At 72.6% G+C, this 18,566-nt stretch carries 12 protein-coding genes and 1 pseudogene; 11 read left to right on the forward strand and 2 right to left on the reverse strand.

Annotation, left to right across the window (positions count from 1 at the left end):
* The 8 genes and pseudogenes from ACWGSR_RS12115 to galE form a co-directional block, all read left to right on the forward strand.
* Positions 1 to 1,196: hypothetical protein (locus ACWGSR_RS12115; protein WP_453565807.1), on the forward strand; the 1,196-nt coding region annotated here is incomplete at its 5' end.
* Between the two features lie 123 nt (positions 1,197 to 1,319).
* Complete coding sequence (locus ACWGSR_RS12120; protein ID WP_376247390.1) at positions 1,320 to 2,111, forward strand: TIGR03936 family radical SAM-associated protein; 792 nt, start codon at positions 1,320 to 1,322, stop codon at positions 2,109 to 2,111.
* A 100-nt stretch (positions 2,112 to 2,211) separates the two neighbouring features.
* Positions 2,212 to 5,838: pseudogene (locus ACWGSR_RS12125) on the forward strand (Rne/Rng family ribonuclease); the annotation flags it as partial.
* A gap of 249 nt (positions 5,839 to 6,087) precedes the next feature.
* A complete protein-coding gene (rplU, locus tag ACWGSR_RS12130) occupies positions 6,088 to 6,408 on the forward strand; it encodes a 50S ribosomal protein L21 (RefSeq protein WP_015033583.1) in 321 nt (106 codons plus the stop codon).
* A gap of 13 nt (positions 6,409 to 6,421) precedes the next feature.
* On the forward strand, positions 6,422 to 6,676 hold the full coding sequence (gene rpmA / locus ACWGSR_RS12135) for a 50S ribosomal protein L27 (protein WP_010041940.1): 255 nt from the start codon (positions 6,422 to 6,424) through the stop codon (positions 6,674 to 6,676).
* Between the two features lie 106 nt (positions 6,677 to 6,782).
* Positions 6,783 to 8,222, forward strand: coding sequence for a GTPase ObgE (gene obgE, locus ACWGSR_RS12140; protein ID WP_376238518.1), 1,440 nt, complete (start codon positions 6,783 to 6,785; stop codon positions 8,220 to 8,222).
* Between the two features lie 139 nt (positions 8,223 to 8,361).
* Positions 8,362 to 9,999 carry a glycosyltransferase family 2 protein gene (locus ACWGSR_RS12145; RefSeq protein WP_376238520.1) on the forward strand — a complete coding sequence of 546 codons (1,638 nt, stop codon included), beginning with the start codon at positions 8,362 to 8,364 and terminating at the stop codon, positions 9,997 to 9,999.
* A gap of 15 nt (positions 10,000 to 10,014) precedes the next feature.
* Positions 10,015 to 11,001 carry a UDP-glucose 4-epimerase GalE gene (gene galE / locus ACWGSR_RS12150; protein ID WP_366374646.1) on the forward strand — a complete coding sequence of 329 codons (987 nt, stop codon included), beginning with the start codon at positions 10,015 to 10,017 and terminating at the stop codon, positions 10,999 to 11,001.
* A gap of 102 nt (positions 11,002 to 11,103) precedes the next feature.
* On the opposite strand, the gene ACWGSR_RS12155 is transcribed toward galE, so the two are convergent.
* Positions 11,104 to 12,210: a glycosyltransferase gene (locus ACWGSR_RS12155; RefSeq protein WP_453566181.1), complete on the reverse strand. Its 1,107-nt coding sequence runs from the start codon at positions 12,208 to 12,210 to the stop codon at positions 11,104 to 11,106.
* A gap of 62 nt (positions 12,211 to 12,272) precedes the next feature.
* Positions 12,273 to 15,143, reverse strand: coding sequence for a bifunctional glycosyltransferase/CDP-glycerol:glycerophosphate glycerophosphotransferase (locus tag ACWGSR_RS12160; RefSeq protein WP_453565813.1), 2,871 nt, complete (start codon positions 15,141 to 15,143; stop codon positions 12,273 to 12,275).
* A 616-nt stretch (positions 15,144 to 15,759) separates the two neighbouring features.
* Between ACWGSR_RS12160 and ACWGSR_RS12165 the strand changes: the two genes are divergently transcribed.
* The 3 genes from ACWGSR_RS12165 to proB all read left to right on the forward strand — a co-directional run bounded on the left by ACWGSR_RS12165 (position 15,760) and on the right by proB (position 18,531).
* Positions 15,760 to 16,752 carry a glycosyltransferase family 2 protein gene (locus ACWGSR_RS12165; protein WP_376238528.1) on the forward strand — a complete coding sequence of 331 codons (993 nt, stop codon included), beginning with the start codon at positions 15,760 to 15,762 and terminating at the stop codon, positions 16,750 to 16,752.
* Positions 16,753 to 16,886: 134 nt separating this feature from the next.
* Positions 16,887 to 17,318 carry a GtrA family protein gene (locus ACWGSR_RS12170; protein ID WP_376238613.1) on the forward strand — a complete coding sequence of 144 codons (432 nt, stop codon included), beginning with the start codon at positions 16,887 to 16,889 and terminating at the stop codon, positions 17,316 to 17,318.
* Positions 17,319 to 17,427: 109 nt separating this feature from the next.
* Positions 17,428 to 18,531, forward strand: coding sequence for a glutamate 5-kinase (proB, locus tag ACWGSR_RS12175; RefSeq protein WP_453566183.1), 1,104 nt, complete (start codon positions 17,428 to 17,430; stop codon positions 18,529 to 18,531).
* Positions 18,532 to 18,566: the final 35 nt, after the last annotated feature.

Here is an 18,566-nt window from a genome sequence, read left to right on the forward strand (position 1 = left end):
GCGGAGGGGTGAACCCTCCGCCGGGCCGTCGCGTCATGTTCGGCATGAGCATGGAACACCCGACGTCACCTGCGCTGATCCGCGTCCCGATCCGGATCGTCGTGCTCGTGGCCGTCCTGCCGGTCCGCATGGCCTGGGACGCCCTCACCGCCGCGGGCCGCCTCCTCGACCGCGCCCTGCTCCGCCCGGCGGGCCGAGGCCTGGCCTGGCTCTTCGAGCACGCGGTGGCCCTCCCGGCGCGACGGCTGTACCGGTCGGTCCTGCGACCGACCGGCCGGGGCCTGGTGTGGCTGCTCGGGGCGGTGTTCGTGTGGCCGTGGGTGTGGCTGTGGCGGTACGTGGTGGTGCCGGTCGTCCGGTACGGGATCGCCGTTCCGGCCGTGTGGCTGTGGCGGTACGTGGTCATGCCGGTCGCGCGGTACGGGATCGCCGTCCCCGCCGTGTGGCTGTGGCGGTACGTGCTCGTGCCCGTCGTCCGGTACGGGATCGCCGTCCCCGCCGCGTGGCTCTACCGCCGGGGCCTCTCCCCGCTCGGCAGCGGCTGCTTCCTCCTCCTGGAGAAGCTCCTGTTCGTCCCCCTCGCCGCGCTCTTCCGGTACGTCCTGGTCCCGCTGCTCCTGTACGGCGTCGCCGTCCCCGCCGTCTGGCTCTGGAGCCGGGTCCTCGTGCCCGTCGCCCGGGAGGCGCGGGACGCGCTCGCCCTGTGCTGGCGGGCCGCCGGGTTCGTGTCGCGGGCCGTCGGCCGGGGGCTGAAGCGGCTCGCGTGGAACCTGATCGGACGGCCCCTGGTCCGGATCTGGTGGGGGCTCCGGTGGTGCGGTCGGAATCTGGTCGTACGGCCCTCGGCCCTGGCTCGGCAGGGGCTCAAGTGGTGCGGCCGGAACCTCGTCGCGCGGCCCGCCGCCCGGGTCTGGGCGTCCGTCGCGCGGCCCGTCGGGCAGTGGGTCCGCGACGGCGTCTGGGCCCCGGCCCGCAGGACCGCCGTCGAGGCGGGACGCGCCGCGAAGGACGCGCTCGCCTCCGCCCGCGCCACCGTCCGGGAGGCCCGCCGGGACGCCTGGCGCGCCCTCGTCGGCGCGGCCCGGCCGGTCGAGCCCCGGGAACCCCAGGCCGCCCGTGCGCGTACTCTGGGTAGTACAACGAACGTCTCCGGCGCGGTGCCCGCCCCCGAGATCTCCCTGCGGAAGCGGGGGTGAACCGGGCGGACCCCCCGAGACGGCCCGTACAGCTCGTGGACGGCGCGTACCCGCGCCGCCCCGCAACGAGGAGAAGAACCACTGGGCAAGCGACAGCCCGAAGGCCCGCCGCCCGCACCGGCGGTGCAGCGCATCCGACTGCGCTACACCAAGCGCGGCCGCCTCCGGTTCACCAGCCACCGCGACTTCCAGCGCGCCTTCGAGCGCGCCCTGCGCCGCGCCGAGGTGCCCATGGCGTACTCGGCCGGCTTCACCCCCCACCCCAAGGTGTCGTACGCCAACGCCGCCCCGACCGGTACCGGCTCCGAGGCCGAGTACCTGGAGATCGCCCTCACCGAGGCGCGCGACCCGGAGACCCTGCGGGCCCTGCTCGACGAGTCCCTCCCGGCCGGCCTCGACATCACCGACGCGGTCGAGGCCCGGACCTCGGGCCTCGCCGACCGGCTCACCGCCTCCGTCTGGGAGCTGCGCCTCGACGGCGTCGCCCCCGAGGCGGCGGAGAAGGCCGTCGAGGCGTTTCTCGCGGCCGAGACCGTGGAAGTACAGCGCAAGACCAAGAACGGCGTCCGCACCTTCGACACCCGTTCCGCGGTCACCGAACTGACGCCCGTCCGTCCCCAGGGCGACCCCCGGGAAGATGGGCCGCTGGACAGCGCCTGTGCGATACTGCGGCTGGTTGTTCGGCACGTGACACCTGCCGTACGACCCGACGACGTCCTGTCCGGTCTCCGAGCTGTGGCCGACCTGGCGCCGCCGGTCCCCGCCGCGGTGACCAGGCTGGCGCAGGGGCTCTTCGACGAGGAGTCCGGCACGGTGACCGACCCGCTCGCGCCCGACCGCGAGGCAGTCACGGCCGCTTCACCCACGGCCGCCGCGACCGCCCCGGCGACGGCGCCGGGTACGGACACCGCGTAGGGAGCGGCGTCGCAGCGCAGCCCTGGTACTCGGGAGCCACCTGGGTCGGGCCGCGCACTGACCAGGAGACTTTCGCCAGGCCGTCCGCACAGGGCGTACGGAACCGGCGAGCCAGACATACAGCTCCCGTGCGGCGCCCGCGCCCCGGACGGCGGCACCGCGCCACAGGCGTGACCGTGCCGCCGGACCGGAACCAGGCGCGGCGCCCGGGAGCGTGACGGGAGAACCCCGCATGCCCGAGTCCAACGAAGACACCAACGCCCCCGGTGACAAGCTGCCGCCGCGCCGCAGGCGCCGCGCCGCCTCCCGCCCCGCCGGCCCGCCGGTGACGGGCGAGGCCGCCGAGATCACCGGCACCACCGAGGCCCCGGCCGCCGACACGCCGGAGCCCGCCGCGGCCCCCGCCCCGGCCGAGACCGAGGCCGCCCCCGCGCCGCGCACCCGCCGCCGGGCCACCCGCAAGACCGCCTCCCCCGAGGCCGCGCCCGCGTCCGAGCAGGCCGCCGGGACGCCGGCCCCCGAGGCGCCCGCCGCCGGCGAGTCGCTGCCCGAGGCCGCCGTCGCGCAGATCGCCGCCGACGAGGCCGAGGTCGCCGCCGCCGAGACCGCCGCCACGCGCGGCCGTGGCCGCCGCCGCGTCACCTCGCCGCAGTTCACCTCCGAGCCCGCCCCGGCCCGCGAGCCGCGCCGCGCCGCGCGCCCGGCCGTCGCCGTCTTCCAGGCCCCGGTGTTCGCCGAGCCGATGTTCCAGACCCCGGAGACGGCCGCCGCTGCCGCCGCCGTCACGCCCGCGGAGCCGGAGGCCGAGGAGACCGACGAGGTCGACGAGACCGTCGAGATCACCGAGACGGTCGAGGCCGCCGCGCCCGAGGAGACCGTCGAGCGGGCCGAGTCCGGCTCCCGCCGCCGTCGCCGCCGTCGTGGCGAGCCCGTCGCCGTCGAGCCCGTCCCGGCCACCGTCGCCGACGAGCCCGAGGTCGAGGCCGCCGACGAGGCCGAGGAGGCGGAGGAGGCCGAGGAGACGGACGAGTACGAGGACCGTCCCTCCCGCCGCCGTCGCCGCGGCGGCCGTCGCCGCCGTCGCGGTGAGCTCGCCGAGGTCGAGGAGACCGAGGAGGACGAGGAGCCGCACGCCGAGGACGAGTCCGAGGACTCCGAGGACGGCGAGGAGGAGTCCGAGGACTCCGAGGGCCTCGCCGGCGGCTCCAGCAGCTCCCGCCGTCGCCGTCGCCGCCGCCGTCGCAGCGGGGACGCCTCCGCCGACGCCGAGACGGGCGACGAGGACGGCGTCCGCACGGTCGTCAAGGTCCGCGAGCCCCGCCCGGCCCGCGAGAAGGCCGAGCCCGGCACCGGCGCCGACGAGGTCCAGTCCATCAAGGGCTCGACCCGTCTGGAGGCCAAGAAGCAGCGCCGCCGCGAAGGCCGCGAGCAGGGCCGCCGCCGCGTCCCGATCATCACCGAGGCCGAGTTCCTCGCCCGCCGCGAGGCCGTCGAGCGCGTCATGGTCGTCCGCCAGAACGGCGAGCGCACCCAGATCGGCGTCCTGGAAGACAACGTGCTCGTCGAGCACTACGTCAACAAGGAGCAGGCCACCTCGTACGTCGGCAACGTCTACCTGGGCAAGGTCCAGAACGTCCTGCCGTCCATGGAGGCCGCCTTCGTCGACATCGGCAAGGGCCGCAACGCCGTCCTGTACGCCGGCGAGGTCAACTTCGAGGCGCTCGGCATGGGCCACGGCCCGCGCCGCATCGAGACCGCCCTCAAGTCCGGCCAGTCGGTCCTCGTCCAGGTCACGAAGGACCCGATCGGCCACAAGGGCGCCCGTCTGACCAGCCAGGTCTCCCTGCCCGGCCGCTACCTCGTGTACGTGCCCGAGGGCTCGATGACCGGCATCAGCCGCAAGCTGCCCGACACCGAGCGCGCGCGCCTGAAGACCATCCTCAAGAAGATCGTCCCCGAGGACGCGGGCGTCATCGTGCGCACCGCCGCCGAGGGCGCGAGCGAGGACGAGCTGCGCCGCGACGTCGAGCGCCTCCAGGCGCAGTGGGAGGACATCCAGAAGAAGGCGAAGAGCGGCAACGCCCCGACGCTGCTCTACGGCGAGCCGGACATGACCGTCCGGGTCGTCCGCGACATCTTCAACGAGGACTTCTCCAAGGTCATCGTCAGCGGCGACGACGCGTGGGAGACCATCCACGGGTACGTCGGCCACGTCGCCCCGGACCTGACCGACCGCCTGTCCAAGTGGACGAGCGAGGTCGACGTCTTCGCGACGTACCGGATCGACGAGCAGCTGATGAAGGCGCTCGACCGCAAGGTCTGGCTGCCGTCCGGCGGCTCGCTGGTGATCGACAAGACCGAGGCGATGATCGTCGTCGACGTCAACACCGGCAAGTTCACCGGCCAGGGCGGCAACCTGGAGGAGACCGTCACCAGGAACAACCTGGAGGCGGCCGAGGAGATCGTGCGCCAGCTGCGGCTGCGCGACCTCGGCGGCATCGTCGTCATCGACTTCATCGACATGGTCCTGGAGTCCAACCGCGACCTGGTGCTGCGCCGCCTCCTGGAGTGCCTGGGCCGGGACCGGACCAAGCACCAGGTGGCCGAGGTCACCTCGCTCGGCCTGGTCCAGATGACCCGCAAGCGGGTCGGCCAGGGCCTCCTGGAGTCCTTCTCCGAGACCTGCGTCCACTGCAACGGGCGCGGCGTCATCGTCCACATGGAGCAGCCGACCACCTCCGGCGGCGGTGGCGGCGGCAAGCGCGCGAAGAAGCGCGGCCGCGGCGGGGACGGACACGCCCACGAGCACGAGCACGAGCACGCCGAGGCGGTGGAGACCGGCGCCGAGGCGCAGGAGGCCGAGACCGAGGCCGAGGTCGCGGCGGAGCTGGCCGCCCCGGTGGCCGTGCCGGTGCCGATCGCCCCGGACGAGGAGCTGTACGGCTCCGTCGCCGAGGCGGAGGCGGCCGCCACGCGCGGCCGTGGCCGCCGTCGCGCGACCCGGCGGGTGACCGCCCCGGTCGCCTCGACGCCCGTCGCCCCGACGCCGGTCGCCCCGGCCCCGGTCGTCGAGACCGTGACCGAGGCCGTCGTGGCCGAGCCCGTCGCCGAGCCGGCCGCCGGTCCCGAGGCCGTCGAGCCCGCTCCCGTGGCGGAGACCGCTCCCGAGGCCGAGGTCGTGACCGAGGCCGTGGTCGAGGAGCCCGCCGCCCCGGCCCCGCGCGGCCGTCGCCGTGCCACCCGCCGGGCGACCTCCCCGGTCGTCTCGACCACGGAGCCGGCCGAGCCGGTCACGGTCGTGGAGACCGCGACCGAGGCCGTCGTGGAGCCGGAGCCGGCGCCGGAGCCCGTCGTGGCCGAGGAGCCCGCCGCCGAGGCCGTCGTCGAGGAGGCCCCCGCGGCCGCCCCGCCGCGCGCCCGCCGCCGGGTGGTCCGCAAGGCCACCGCCCCCGCCGGTTCGCCCGCGGGCGCCGAGGAGGCCGCCGTCGTGGTGGTCGCCGCGGCCCCGGCCGACGAGGAGCCCGAGGTCACCGAGGCCGCGGAGACCGAGCCCGCCCCCGCCAAGAAGACGGCGGCGCGCAAGACCGCGGCGAAGAAGGCCACGGCCAAGAAGGCCGCCACCAAGAAGACGGCGGCGACCAAGAAGACCGCGGCGAAGAAGACGACCGCCAAGAAGGCCCCGGCCAAGAAGGCGGCGGAGAAGACCTCCGCCCCGGCCCAGGACTGACCGGCGGGTACGGGCCGCCCCCTCCCGAGCGGAGGGGGCGGCCCGTACCGCTCGGGCGAATTTGACCCCCCGCGTCGGCCGCCCGTAACCTAGACCGTCGGCGTGTCTGTCGAGACGCCGCGCCTCTGAGCACCTCCCTCCCGCTCGCCGGGAGAGGCCGCTCGTCCGATTCCGGAACGCCACGGGCCCCCGGGCCCGTGTGAGCGGCTGGCTTCAGAGGTTTCGATCCCGAGTGAGAGAGAGATCCGCGTGTACGCCATCGTGCGCAGCGGTGGTCGCCAGCACAAGGTTGCTGTCGGCGACATCGTTGAGGTTGACAAGATTTCCACTGCCAAGGTTGGCGACACGGTCGAGCTCTCGACCCTGCTCGTTGTCGACGGCGACGCCGTGACCAGCGACCCGTGGGTCCTGGCCGGCATCAAGGTCACGGCCGAGGTCGTGGACCACCACAAGGGCGCCAAGATCGACATCCTGCGCTACAAGAACAAGACCGGCTACCGCCGTCGCCAGGGTCACCGTCAGCAGTACACGGCGATCAAGGTCACCGGTATCCCCGCGGCTGCGAAGTAAGAGGGACTGAGACATGGCACACAAGAAGGGCGCATCGTCCACCCGGAACGGGCGCGACTCCAATGCCCAGCGGCTCGGCGTGAAGCGCTTCGGCGGTCAGGTCGTCAACGCGGGTGAGATCCTGGTCCGCCAGCGTGGCACCCACTTCCACCCCGGCGCGGGCGTCGGCCGTGGCGGCGACGACACGCTGTTCGCCCTGCAGGCCGGTTCGGTGCAGTTCGGCACCCACCGTGGCCGCAAGGTCGTGAACATCGTTCCGGTCGCCTGATCGGATCTTTCGCGGAGGCGGACCTCACTTCCCGACAGGGGAAGCGGGTCCGCCTTTCGCGTGTTACTAGATAGACATTCCGTACGTAATAAATGGAGGCACCACCATGACCACCTTCGTGGACCGCGTCGAGCTGCACGTCGCCGCGGGTAACGGAGGCCACGGCTGCGCCTCCGTCCATCGCGAGAAGTTCAAGCCGCTCGGCGGGCCCGACGGGGGCAACGGCGGCCGCGGCGGCGACGTGATCCTGGTCGTCGACCAGGCGGTCACCACCCTCCTCGACTACCACCACTCCCCGCACCGCAAGGCCACCAACGGCCAGCCCGGCGCCGGCGACAACCGCTCCGGCAAGGACGGCCAGGACCTGGTCCTGACCGTGCCCGACGGCACCGTCGTCCTCGACAAGCAGGGCAACGTCCTCGCGGACCTGGTCGGCCAGGGCACCACCTTCGTCGCGGGCCAGGGCGGCCGCGGCGGCCTCGGCAACGCGGCGCTGTCCTCCGCGCGCCGCAAGGCCCCCGGCTTCGCGCTCCTCGGCGAGCCCGGCGAGGCCCGGGACGTCGTCCTGGAGCTCAAGACCGTCGCCGACGTGGCCCTCGTCGGCTACCCGAGCGCCGGCAAGTCCTCGCTGATCTCGGTCCTGTCGGCCGCCAAGCCGAAGATCGCGGACTACCCGTTCACCACGCTCGTCCCGAACCTGGGCGTCGTCACGGCCGGTTCGACCGTCTACACCATCGCCGACGTCCCCGGCCTGATCCCGGGCGCGAGCCAGGGCCGCGGCCTGGGCCTGGAGTTCCTCCGCCACGTGGAGCGCTGCTCGGTCCTCGTCCACGTCCTGGACACGGCCACGCTCGAATCCGACCGCGACCCGGTCTCCGACCTCGACATCATCGAGGAGGAGCTGCGGCAGTACGGCGGCCTGGAGGACCGGCCCCGGATCGTCGTCCTCAACAAGATCGACATCCCGGACGGCCAGGACCTCGCGGACATGATCCGCCCGGACCTGGAGGAGCGCGGCTACCAGGTGTTCGAGGCCTCCGCCGTGGCCCGCACCGGTCTGAAGGAGCTCTCCTTCGCCCTCGCCGGCATCGTGGCCGAGGCGCGCGCGGCCAAGCCGAAGGAGGAGGCGACCCGGATCGTCATCCGCCCGAAGGCCGTGGACGAGACCGGCTTCACGGTCACGTACGACGAGGCCGAGGAGGTGTACCGGGTGCGCGGCGAGAAGCCGGAGCGCTGGGTCCGCCAGACCGACTTCAACAACGACGAGGCCGTGGGCTACCTGGCCGACCGCCTCAACCGCCTCGGCGTCGAGGACGAGCTGATGAAGGCGGGCGCCCGCTCGGGCGACGGCGTCGCGATCGGCCCCGAGGAGAACGCGGTCGTCTTCGACTGGGAGCCCAGCATGACGGCCGGTGCCGAGATGCTCGGCCGCCGGGGCGAGGACCACCGCCTGGAGGCCCCGCGTCCGGCGGCCCAGCGCCGCCGGGACCGGGACGCCGAGCGCGCCGACCCGCAGCGCGAGTTCGACGAGTTCAACCCGTTCTAGGGCGTGTCCGGACGGAACGTGTCCGGAAAGCAGCGTCGTCCGCGCGTCGGACGGAGCGTTTCCGGACACGGTCCGGCGGAGTCCGGAGCCCCTCGGCCGCCCGGTGGGCGGGCCGCGGGGCTCCCGTAGGATCCTGACCGTGAGTACTGTTCCCCCGCCAGAGACCGCAGGCAGGCTCAGCGTCGTCGTCATCGCCTACAACGACGAGGAGCTGGTCGGCGAGGCCGTCAGGTCCGCGCTCGCACAGGGGCCCGTGGTGGCCGAGGTCGTGGCGGTCGACGACCGCTCCGACGACGGCACGGCGCGGGTGCTCGACGAGCTGGCGGCCCGGCACCCCCGGCTGCGGGTGGTGCGCCGCACGGAGAACAGCGGCGGCTGCGGCACCCCGCGCAACGACGGCATCGCGGCCGCCACCGCCCCGTACGTCATGTTCCTCGACAGCGACGACGTCCTGCCGCCCGGCGCCGCCGAGGCCCTGGTAGCCGCCGCAGAACGGCACCGGGCCCCCGTCGCCGTCGGCGTCTGTGTGCGCCGCGAGCTCCCCGAGGGCAGGGACGTGCGCTGGCAGCCCGGCCTCTACCGGGAGCCGGCCGTCCTGGAGACGCCCGAGGAGCTGCGCCCCCTCGTCCACGACACCCTCTGCGTCAACAAGGTCTACGACCGGGCCTTCCTCGACGCGCACGACATCCGCTTCCCCGACGGCCGGTTCGTCTACGAGGACTTCCTCTTCACCGCCCGCGTGTACGCGGCCGCCCCCCGCGTCGCCGTGGTCCCCGACACCGTCTACGTCTGGCACGTCCGCCGGACCGCCGCCCGGCTGTCGATCTCCCTCGACCGGAAGGACGTCTCCAACTGGCGGTCCCGGGTCGCCGCCCACCGCGCGGCCGTCGAGACCTTCGCCGAGGCGGGACGGACGGACCTCGCCGCCGCCTGCCGCACCAAGTTCCTCGAACACGACCTGCGGATGTACGCCAGGGACCTGCGGCGGTACGACGCCGACCACCGCGCCGAGTGGTGGGAGGTCACCCGCGAGCACCTGGCCGGCTTCCGGGAACCGGAGATCGCCGCCGCCGTCGCTCCCGCCCGCTGGGCCGCGCGCTTCCTGCTGGCCGCGAAGGAGCCGTGCGACCTGCTCCGGCTGTCCCGGCTGTGCGCCCGACCGCCCCGGCTGCTCGCGCCGTACGCCGGCACCCGCGCCGACGCCGTCTGGTCCGAGGAGCTGCCGGAGGTCCGCCTCGACGGCATGGACCGGCTGCCGCTCGGCGAACTGCCGCTCGTCGTCGACGCCGTCCTGCGCCCCGGCGACCTGACCCTCACGGCACGGGACCTGTACGGACGGCTCGCGGAGGCGGTCCCCCGCACCGCCGAGATCGCGTTCCTGCCGCGCGGCGGGGCCGGTCCCGTCCACACGGAACGGGTCGACCTGCGGGCCGTGACCGGCGAGGACGGGGCGGAGGCCCACTGGACGGGCCGGGCGCCGGTCCGGCTCAACCGGCTGGTCGGCGCCGGACGGCGGCTCGGCCGCCGGGGCGTCCAGCTGTGGGACTTCACCACCACGGTGACCTGCGCGAACGGCGAGTCGTACACCACGGCGCTCCGGCCGGTGGCCGGAACCCAGCGGCGATCGGTGCTTCCGAGCAGCCGGTACGGTGTACTCCTGGTGCAGCAGTACACCACGGCGAACGGTTCGCTGGCGGTACGGATGGTGTCCGGTGCCCGGGACGGTTTCCGGGTGGTCAGGGCCCGGTTCCGCCGGTTCGTCCGCAGTTCTCAGTGAAAGGTTTTGGGCGTTATGACTTATCTGATCACCGGTGGTGCCGGATACATCGGCTCGCACGTGGTCCGCGCCATGACGCAGGCGGGCGAGCGGGTCGTCGTCCTCGACGACCTCTCCACGGGCTACGAGGCGCGGGTGCCGGAGGGCGTGCCGCTGGTGGTCGGATCGACGCTCGACCGCGAGGTCCTGGACCGCACGATCGCCGAGCACGGCGTGACCGGCGTCGTCCACCTCGCCGCCAAGAAGCAGGTCGGCGAGTCCGTCGAACTGCCGCTGCACTACTACCGCGAGAACGTCATCGGCCTCACGGTCCTCCTGGAGGCCGTCGCCGCCGCCGGCGTGCGCAACTTCCTCTTCTCCTCCTCCGCCTCCGTCTACGGCATGCCGGACGTCGACCTCGTCACCGAGGAGACCCCCTGCCTGCCGCTGAGCCCGTACGGCGAGACGAAGCTGGCGGGCGAGTGGCTGGTCCGCGCGGCGGGCGCCGCCCACGGCATCTCCACGGCCTGCCTGCGCTACTTCAACGTGGCCGGCGCGGCGACCCCCGAGCTGGCGGACACCGGGGTCTTCAACCTGGTCCCGATGGTCTTCGAGCGCCTGGACGCGGGGGAGGCCCCGCGGATCTTCGGCGACGACTACGACACCCCCGACGGCACCTGCGTCCGCGACTACATCCACGTCGAGGACCTGGCCGACGCGCACCTCGTCGCCGCGCGCAAGCTCGCGGAGTGGGCCGACGCGGGCGCGCCGCGCGACCTGACCGTCAACATCGGCCGCGGCGAGGGCGTCTCCGTCACCGAGATGGTGGCGCTGATCAACGAGATCACCGGTCACACGACCGAGCCCCTCGTCACCCCGCGCCGCCCCGGCGACCCGGCCCGGGTCGTGGCCTCCGCCGACCGCATCGCCGCCGAGCTGGGCTGGAAGGCCCGCCACGACGTGCGCGACATGATCGAGTCGGCCTGGACCGGCTGGGTCGCCCGCCGCGCCGCCGCCGTCTGACGCCGTACGGAACGCACGCGAAAGGGCCGGGGAGGCGACTCCCCGGCCCTTTCCCGTACGAACGGCCCTACCTATGAGGCGAGGGGCCCGCGTCGCGGTCCGTCAGCGCTCCAGGAAGGCGAACAGCGCCTCCCAGCGGTCGGTGATCTCGTCGGACGAGTACCGCTTCACGTTCTCGAAGGCCGCGTCGCCCATCCGGTCGCGCAGCTCCTTGTCGGAGATCAGAGTGCTGATGTGCCCGCCGAGCTCCGCCGCGTTGCCGAGCCGCGCGAGCAGCCCGTCCTCGCCGTCCCGGATGATCTCCCGGACGCCCGGCGCGCAGTCGAACGCGGCACAGGGCACGCCCGCCGCCATCGCCTCCAGGAGGGTGATCGGGAAGCCCTCGGCGCGGGACGCCTGCGCGAACACCGAGGCCCCGGCGAGCGCCCCGAGCACGTCGTTGGTGCGGCCCATCCACTCCACGGACCCGTCGAGGCCCAGCTCGGTGGTCTGCCGACGCAGGGACTGCTCCTCGTCGCCGGTGCCGTAGATCCGCAGCTTCCAGTCCGGGTGGCGGGAGGCGATCTCGGCCCAGGCGTCGAGCAGCATGTCGACGCCCTTCTCGTGCGAGAGGCGGCCGACGGAGACCACGACCTTCTCCTCGCGCGGCACCGGGGCCGACGGCATGAACGGCAGGGCGTTCGGCATGTGGCCGACGTTGTCCATGCCGGCGCGGATCAACTGGTCCGCGTCGCCCGGGGTGAGGGCGAGGAGCCGGTCGACGTCCCGGTAGTGGCGCTTCACCCGGGCGAGCCGGGAGGACGCGGCGCTGGCCTCGTACGACTCGTGGCTCATGCCGATCACCAGGAGGCCCTTGGTGTCGGCGAGCGCCACCCACTCCATCGCCCACACCTGGGTCACGATCACGACCGCGCCGGGCCGGGCGGCGGCGAAGAGCGCCGTCATCCGGTCCGCGCGCTCCCGCATCCCGGCGGCCCGGGCGGCGTGGCGCCGCCGCTCCGCCGCGTTGAGCTTGCCCTTGAGGCCGCGCAGCGGCTTCACCTGCGGCGGGTGCGCGTCGTACAGCGTGGTGGTGTCGTACGGCAGCGGGTCCGGGAACTCGTGCTGCCGTCCGGCCGGGGCGGGGGTGATCCCGATGACGTGGAGCCGGTGGCCGCGGGCGGCGAACTCACGGGCCATCTGGTGCGTCCAGGTGGTCACACCGCCCATCTCGTCCACGCTGTTGGAGACGATGAAGACGTCGCGGCCGCCGGACACGGCGGTCTGGTTGGTCACTTCCCGCTCCCGGTGAAGAACTTGGCGACGATCCGGCGGGCCGCGTCGCCCCGGTCGTACTCGCTGAACTCTGCGTTGAACCGCTGGCGGGCCGCCGCGTACTTGGTGTCGGCCTCGTCCTTGAAGTTGGCGACCACTCCGAAGAGTTCCTCCTCCGTGGCCACGACCGGCCCCGGCGCGCGCTCCTTCAGGTCGAAGTAGGTGCCCCGGTTCTCCTTGGCGTACTCGTCGTAGTCGTAGGTGAAGAAGACCATCGGGCGGTCGAGCAGCCCGTAGTCGAACATCACGGACGAGTAGTCGGTGATCAGCCCGTCCGCGAGGGCGAGGAGCGGGGTGATGTCGTGGTGGGAGGAGACGTCGATCACCCGTCCCCGCACCGACGGCGGCAGCGTCACGCTGTTCAGGTAGTGCGTCCTGATCAGCAGCGTGTGGGTCTCGCCGAAGCGCTCGGCGAACTCCTCGACGTCGAACGGGGCCTTGAACGCGCGGACCTTGCCGCCCGGGGCGGCCCGGAAGGTCGGCGCGTACAGGAGCACCTTCTTCTCCGGGGCGATGCCCAGCTTCGCGGCGAGCTCGCCGCGCTCCCGGACGCCGCTCTCGGCCTCCTTGCGACGGGTCTCGGCCAGCTCGTCGTTGCGCGGGTAGCCGACGGGCAGCAGCACCTCGTCGCGGAGCCGGAAGCCCTTCGCGAGGGTCCGCCGGTCATGCTCGCCGCGGATCAGGAAGTGGTCGAAGCGGTCCAGGGACTCCTGGAAGGAGGCCTGGGCGGCGAGCCCGCGCGCCTTGGTGCCGGGCTCGTCGAAGCCCATCCGCTTCAGGGCGGTGCCGTGCCAGGTCTGGATGTACGTGGTCCCCGGGCGCTTGGCGAGGCGCAGCGGGAAGCCCTGGTTGTCGATCCAGAACTCGGCCTGGGCGAGCGCCCGCAGGTACTGCCAGCTCCAGCGCTTCACGAGGGTGGCGTCCTGCGGGAAGCCGGTCGGCCTCGCGCCCTCGTAGGACCACACGGCCTCGAAGGGGACGCCCTGGCGGCGCATCTCCTCGTAGATCGCCTTGGGGCTGTCGCTGTACTGCTTGCCGAGGTGGCTCTCGAAGACCACGAGGCCCTTGCGGATCGGCAGCTTGCTGTAGAACTCGTGGTAGACGCGCAGCTTGGTCTCGCCCGAGTTCAGGTCCCTCCGGGCCTTCAGCAGGCGGCGCAGGCTCGTCTTCGCCAGCCGGGCGGTGCGCCCGTGCATGGCGCCCTCGATCATCGAGGAGGTGCGCACGGCCGCCCTGCCTTCGGCGGAGAGCACGTAGGAGAGGTTGCCCTTCTTCGTGATCTCGGGGACGAGGCGGTCGGAGACCAGCGTCGTCAGCCGCGGACGGACCTTCAGGGAACGCGCGTTGTCGAGGGAGGTGCCGCCGACGGAGACCCGGGTGCGCAGCTCCCGGCCGTCGACCGTGAGGATCAGCCGGAGGTCCCAGACCGCGTCGATGACGCCGAGCGGGCGCACGGTGCGGGCGACGTCCGCCGTGCCCTCCCACTCGATCCACTCGCCGGCGTGCCGGACCGACGTCACCGGGATGCGGGCGGTCTTGCCGCCGACGCTGCGGCGGGCCGAGAACTCGAGGACCGCGCCGAGCTTCGCGTCCGGGGCGATCCGCCCCAGCGGGTTGACCACCCGGCCGGCCAGCCTGACGACGCCGTCGGTGCTCTCGTACGAGGTCAGCCGGTTGCCGAGGGCGAGCGACGTGAGCGGGCGGGTGTGGAAGCCGCGCGCGGTGACGTCGAGGACCTGGCGGCCCTGCTCGGTGTCCAGGTGCCGGTCGCACCAGTAGACCTGCCCGTCGACCTCGGCGAGCGGGGAGGTGAGGCGGCCCGCGTTGGTGAGCGCCTCGGTGGCCGGGAGCAGGTTGTCCCAGTCCTCCTTGCTCAGCAGGTAGGCGCAGATGGCGTGCAGCGGCTGCACCTCCTCGTACGCCCTCGGGTCTATCTCGGCGAGGTAGCCGTTGGCCAGCTCGGCGAACTCGCGCCGGTAGTCCTCGTCGAGCAGCGACAGGTCGCGGAAGTGGAGGACCAGGTCGTGCTTGAGGAACTTGATGTCCTTGCGGTACTTGAGCTCGTCGTAGCCCTTGCTCTCCAGCAGGGCGTCCACCCGGCGGTGTATCTCCATGCGGTGCACGAAGTTGGCGATCTCGTGGCGCCGGTTGCTGATCGACTTGGCGGCGGCGCTCTCCTGCACGTTCCAGTAGTAGACCGTGTTCGGGATGAGCGTGATCCGGCTCGCGGCGACGTAGGCCTGGGCCGAGAAGAGCAGGTCCTCGTAGTGGATGCCGACCGGGAACTCCAGGCCGGACTCCAGGAGGAACTCGCGGCGGTAGCACTTGTTCGTCGACAGGGTGTCGAAGGTCAGCAGGTCCGGCAGCTCGGTGATCGAGTCGACCGTCCGGGTCTCGGAGTAGATCCAGGGGTACCAGGCGGTGGTCTTCTTGTGGCGGCTGTCCAGGTGCACGCGGACGCAGAGGCCGGAGACGATGTCGGAGCCGGTGCTCTCGGCGGCGTCGAGCATGTTGCGGCAGGCGTTGCGTTCGAGGACGTCGTCGCTGTCGAGGAACATGACGTACTTGCCGGCGCACTGCTGGATGCCGTAGTTGCGCGGAGCGCCGCAGCCGCCGCTGTTCCGCGGGAGCTGGAAGGCTCTGACCCGGTCCGGGTGCGCGGCGGCGAGCGCCTGGGCGACCTCGAAGGTGCTGTCCTTGCTGCAGTCGTCGACGATCACCACTTCGACGCCGTGCAGGGTCTGATCCAGAACCGATCGAACGGCCGTCGGGAGACGCTCTGCGTCGTTGTATGCGATGACGACCACGGAGACGTCAGGCACTTGCACCTCGATCCATTTGTCTTTCCTCCAGACACACCCAAGCTACCTGGTGTTCCCCGTCCGGCTCTTCGTGCCTCTCGGCGGCGCGGGGCCGCCGCGTTCCGATCGTGACGGAAGAAACGGACTCGCGGGGCAACCGTTCCCGCGTGTCGGAAGTCGCCCGTACGGGCGTTTCCTCGCGGGTGTCGTCCGCGTCGGTCCGCGCGAGGGGAAAGGTACCGCGAACGCCCTCGCACCCGGCGGATCGGGGTGACGGGAAACACACCCCGGGACCCCCGCGCCGCCGTGGGCGGAACGACGGTGACACGGCCGTCACGGCGTATCGGAGGCACTTCCTCCGCTTCCCTCACCTCGTCACGTCGCGAAATGGCACCCTTGCCGCCTGTGATAATCCACGCCTTACCGGAGGTCCGTCCCGATGTGACAAGCGAGGTGAATACCACGTATTTTCGAGGTCTTTCCCTCATGCTTTATTGTGTGGACGACATGCCGACCGGGACGGCCGCGCAGGGCACGCCGGACGGTCATCACCACCTCGTACCGCTCGGTGCCGCTTGAAGAAGAGCCCGGTGGTGGCCCCTCAGAGCGTTCTCTCGTCCATCACTTCTGGAGTGACCGTTCCATGACCAAACTCTCCGTCGTCGTTCCCTGCTTCAACGAGGAAGACGTCGTCGAGCTCTTCGACGCGCGGATGCGCCAGGTGCTCGACACCCTCGCGGTCGACTACGAGATCTGCTACGTGGACGACGGCAGCTCCGACGGGACGCTGGGCAAGCTGCGCGAGATCGCCTCGCTGCACCCGAACCGCACCCAGTACGCCTCCTTCAGCCGCAACTTCGGCAAGGAGGCCGGCATGCTCGCGGGCCTGACCAAGGCCGTCGGCGACGCCGTGGTGATCATGGACGCCGACCTCCAGCACCCGCCGGAGCTGATCGGGCGCATGCTGGAGCTCTACCACCAGGGCCACGACCAGGTGATAGCGCGCCGCACCCGCGAGGGCGACAAGAAGATCCGCAGCGCCCTCAGCCGCACCTACTACCGGGCCGTGAACCGCTGGGTGGACGTGGAGCTCACCGACGGCGTCGGGGACTTCCGCCTGCTCTCCCGCCCCGCCGTCGACGCGCTGCTCTCGCTCCCGGAGTACAACCGCTTCTCCAAGGGCCTCTTCTCCTGGATCGGCTTCGACACCGTCACCTTCGACTACCAGAACGCCGCGCGCGAGGGCGGCGAGACGAAGTGGAAGTTCAGCTCCCTGGTCAACTACGGCATGGACGGGCTGATCTCCTTCAACAACCGTCCGCTGCGCATGGCCCTCTGGCTCGGCATGATGCTGACCGGCCTCGCCGCCGTGTACGCGGTCTGGATCGCCGTCAACGCCATCACCCAGGGCGTCGACGCGCCCGGTTACGTCACCCTGGTCGCGATCATCGTGGGCCTCGGCGGCGTGCAGATGATGATGCTGGGGCTGATCGGCGAGTACATCGGCCGCATCTACTACGAGACCAAGCGCCGGCCGCACTTCCTCGTCAAGGAGACCCACCGCTCCGTCGGCCGCACCATCGCCGACAGCGCCGCCGAGCACCTGCGCGTCGCGACCACCGAGCGGGAGCGCTGATGGGCGCGGGCCGGGACGGACGCCCCGGCCCCTCAGGGGACGCCGGCGGTCCCGGCCCGGTCGGGGAGGCCGGCCCCGCGGCGGGCGCCGGCCCCGCCGGGCAGGCCTCCCCGCGGCGGGCGCGGCTCGCCGAGATCTTCCGCTTCGGCCTGGTGGGCGGGGTCAACACCGGCACGTTCTTCGGGTGCTACCTGCTCCTCCACCCGTGGATGCCGTACTTCGCCGCGTACTCCCTCGCCTTCCTGCTCAGCATGATCGGCTCCTTCTTCCTCAACACCTACTTCACCTACCGCACCCGCCCCACCTGGAAGAAGTTCGCCCTCTTCCCCCTCACCAACGTCACCAACTACCTGGTGCAGAGCGTCGGCCTGTACGCGCTCGTCACCTGGGCCGGAATGGACGACAGGATCGCGCCACTCGTGGCGGCCGTCGTCGCGATCCCCTTCACCTATCTGATCTCCCAGCGGATCCTGGTGCCCCGCGGCACCGGCGCGGCGCCCGCCGCGTCCGGCCCGTCCGGTCCGGGGAGCGAAACGGACGAGCGGCAGCCCTCCCGGCTCGCGTAGATTGCCCTGGCAGCCGGGCGCGGAGCGCCCGGTGCCACGGGACGGCCGAGTGAGGACGACGCAGGTGACGACGCAGGTGACGGGTCAGACGGACAGCGCGAGGCAGTACGTGACGGAGGCCCGCAGGATCGTCGTCAAGGTCGGCTCCTCCTCCCTCACCACCGCCTCCGGAGGCCTCGACGCCGACCGGGTGGACGCCCTCGTCGACGTGCTCGCCAAGGTCCGCAGCGGCGGCGAGAAGGAGATCGTCCTGGTCTCCTCCGGCGCCATCGCCGCGGGCCTCGCCCCGCTCGGCCTCACCCGCCGCCCCAAGGACCTCGCCCGCCAGCAGGCCGCCGCCAGCGTCGGCCAGGGCCTGCTCGTGGCCCGCTACACCGCCTCCTTCGCCCGCTACGGCGTCCGCGTCGGCCAGGTCCTCCTCACCACCGACGACACCAGCCGGCGCGCCCACTACCGCAACGCGTACCGGACCCTCGACCAGCTCCTCACCATGGGCGCGCTGCCCGTCGTCAACGAGAACGACACCGTCGCCACGGACGAGATCCGCTTCGGCGACAACGACCGGCTCGCCGCCCTCGTCGCCCACCTCGTCCGCGCCGACCTGCTCGTGCTGCTCTCCGACGTCGACGGGCTCTACGACGGCGACCCGTCCAAGCCCGGCACGTCGCGGATCGCCGAGGTCGCGGGCCCCGAGGACATCGCCCACGTCGAGATCGGCTCGGCCGGCAAGGCGGGCGTCGGCACCGGCGGCATGGTCACCAAGGTCGAGGCCGCCCGGATCGCCGCCGCCGCCGGCATCCCCGTCGTCCTCACCTCCGCGAGCCGGGCCGCCGACGCGCTCACGGGACGGGACACCGGCACGTACTTCCACCGCACCGGCCGCCGCTCCGCCGACCGGCTCCTCTGGCTCGCCCACGCCTCCACCCCGCAGGGCTCCCTCACCCTCGACGACGGGGCCGTCCGTGCCGTCGTCGAGGGCAAGAAGTCCCTGCTCGCGGCCGGTCTGGCGGGCGTCGAGGGCGATTTCGTGGCCGGCGACCCGGTCGAGCTGCGCGACGCCGCCGGCCGGGCCGTCGCCCGCGGCCTCGTCAACTTCGACGCCAAGGAGATCCCCCGGATGCTCGGCCGCTCCACCCACGAGCTCGCCAAGGAACTGGGCCCGGAGTACGAGCGCGAGATCGTCCACCGCGACGACCTCGTCGTCATCGGCTGAAGGCGCCGCGGGCCGCACACGGCCGGACGGTCCGC

The organism is Streptomyces sp. NPDC055632, from assembly GCF_053618675.1.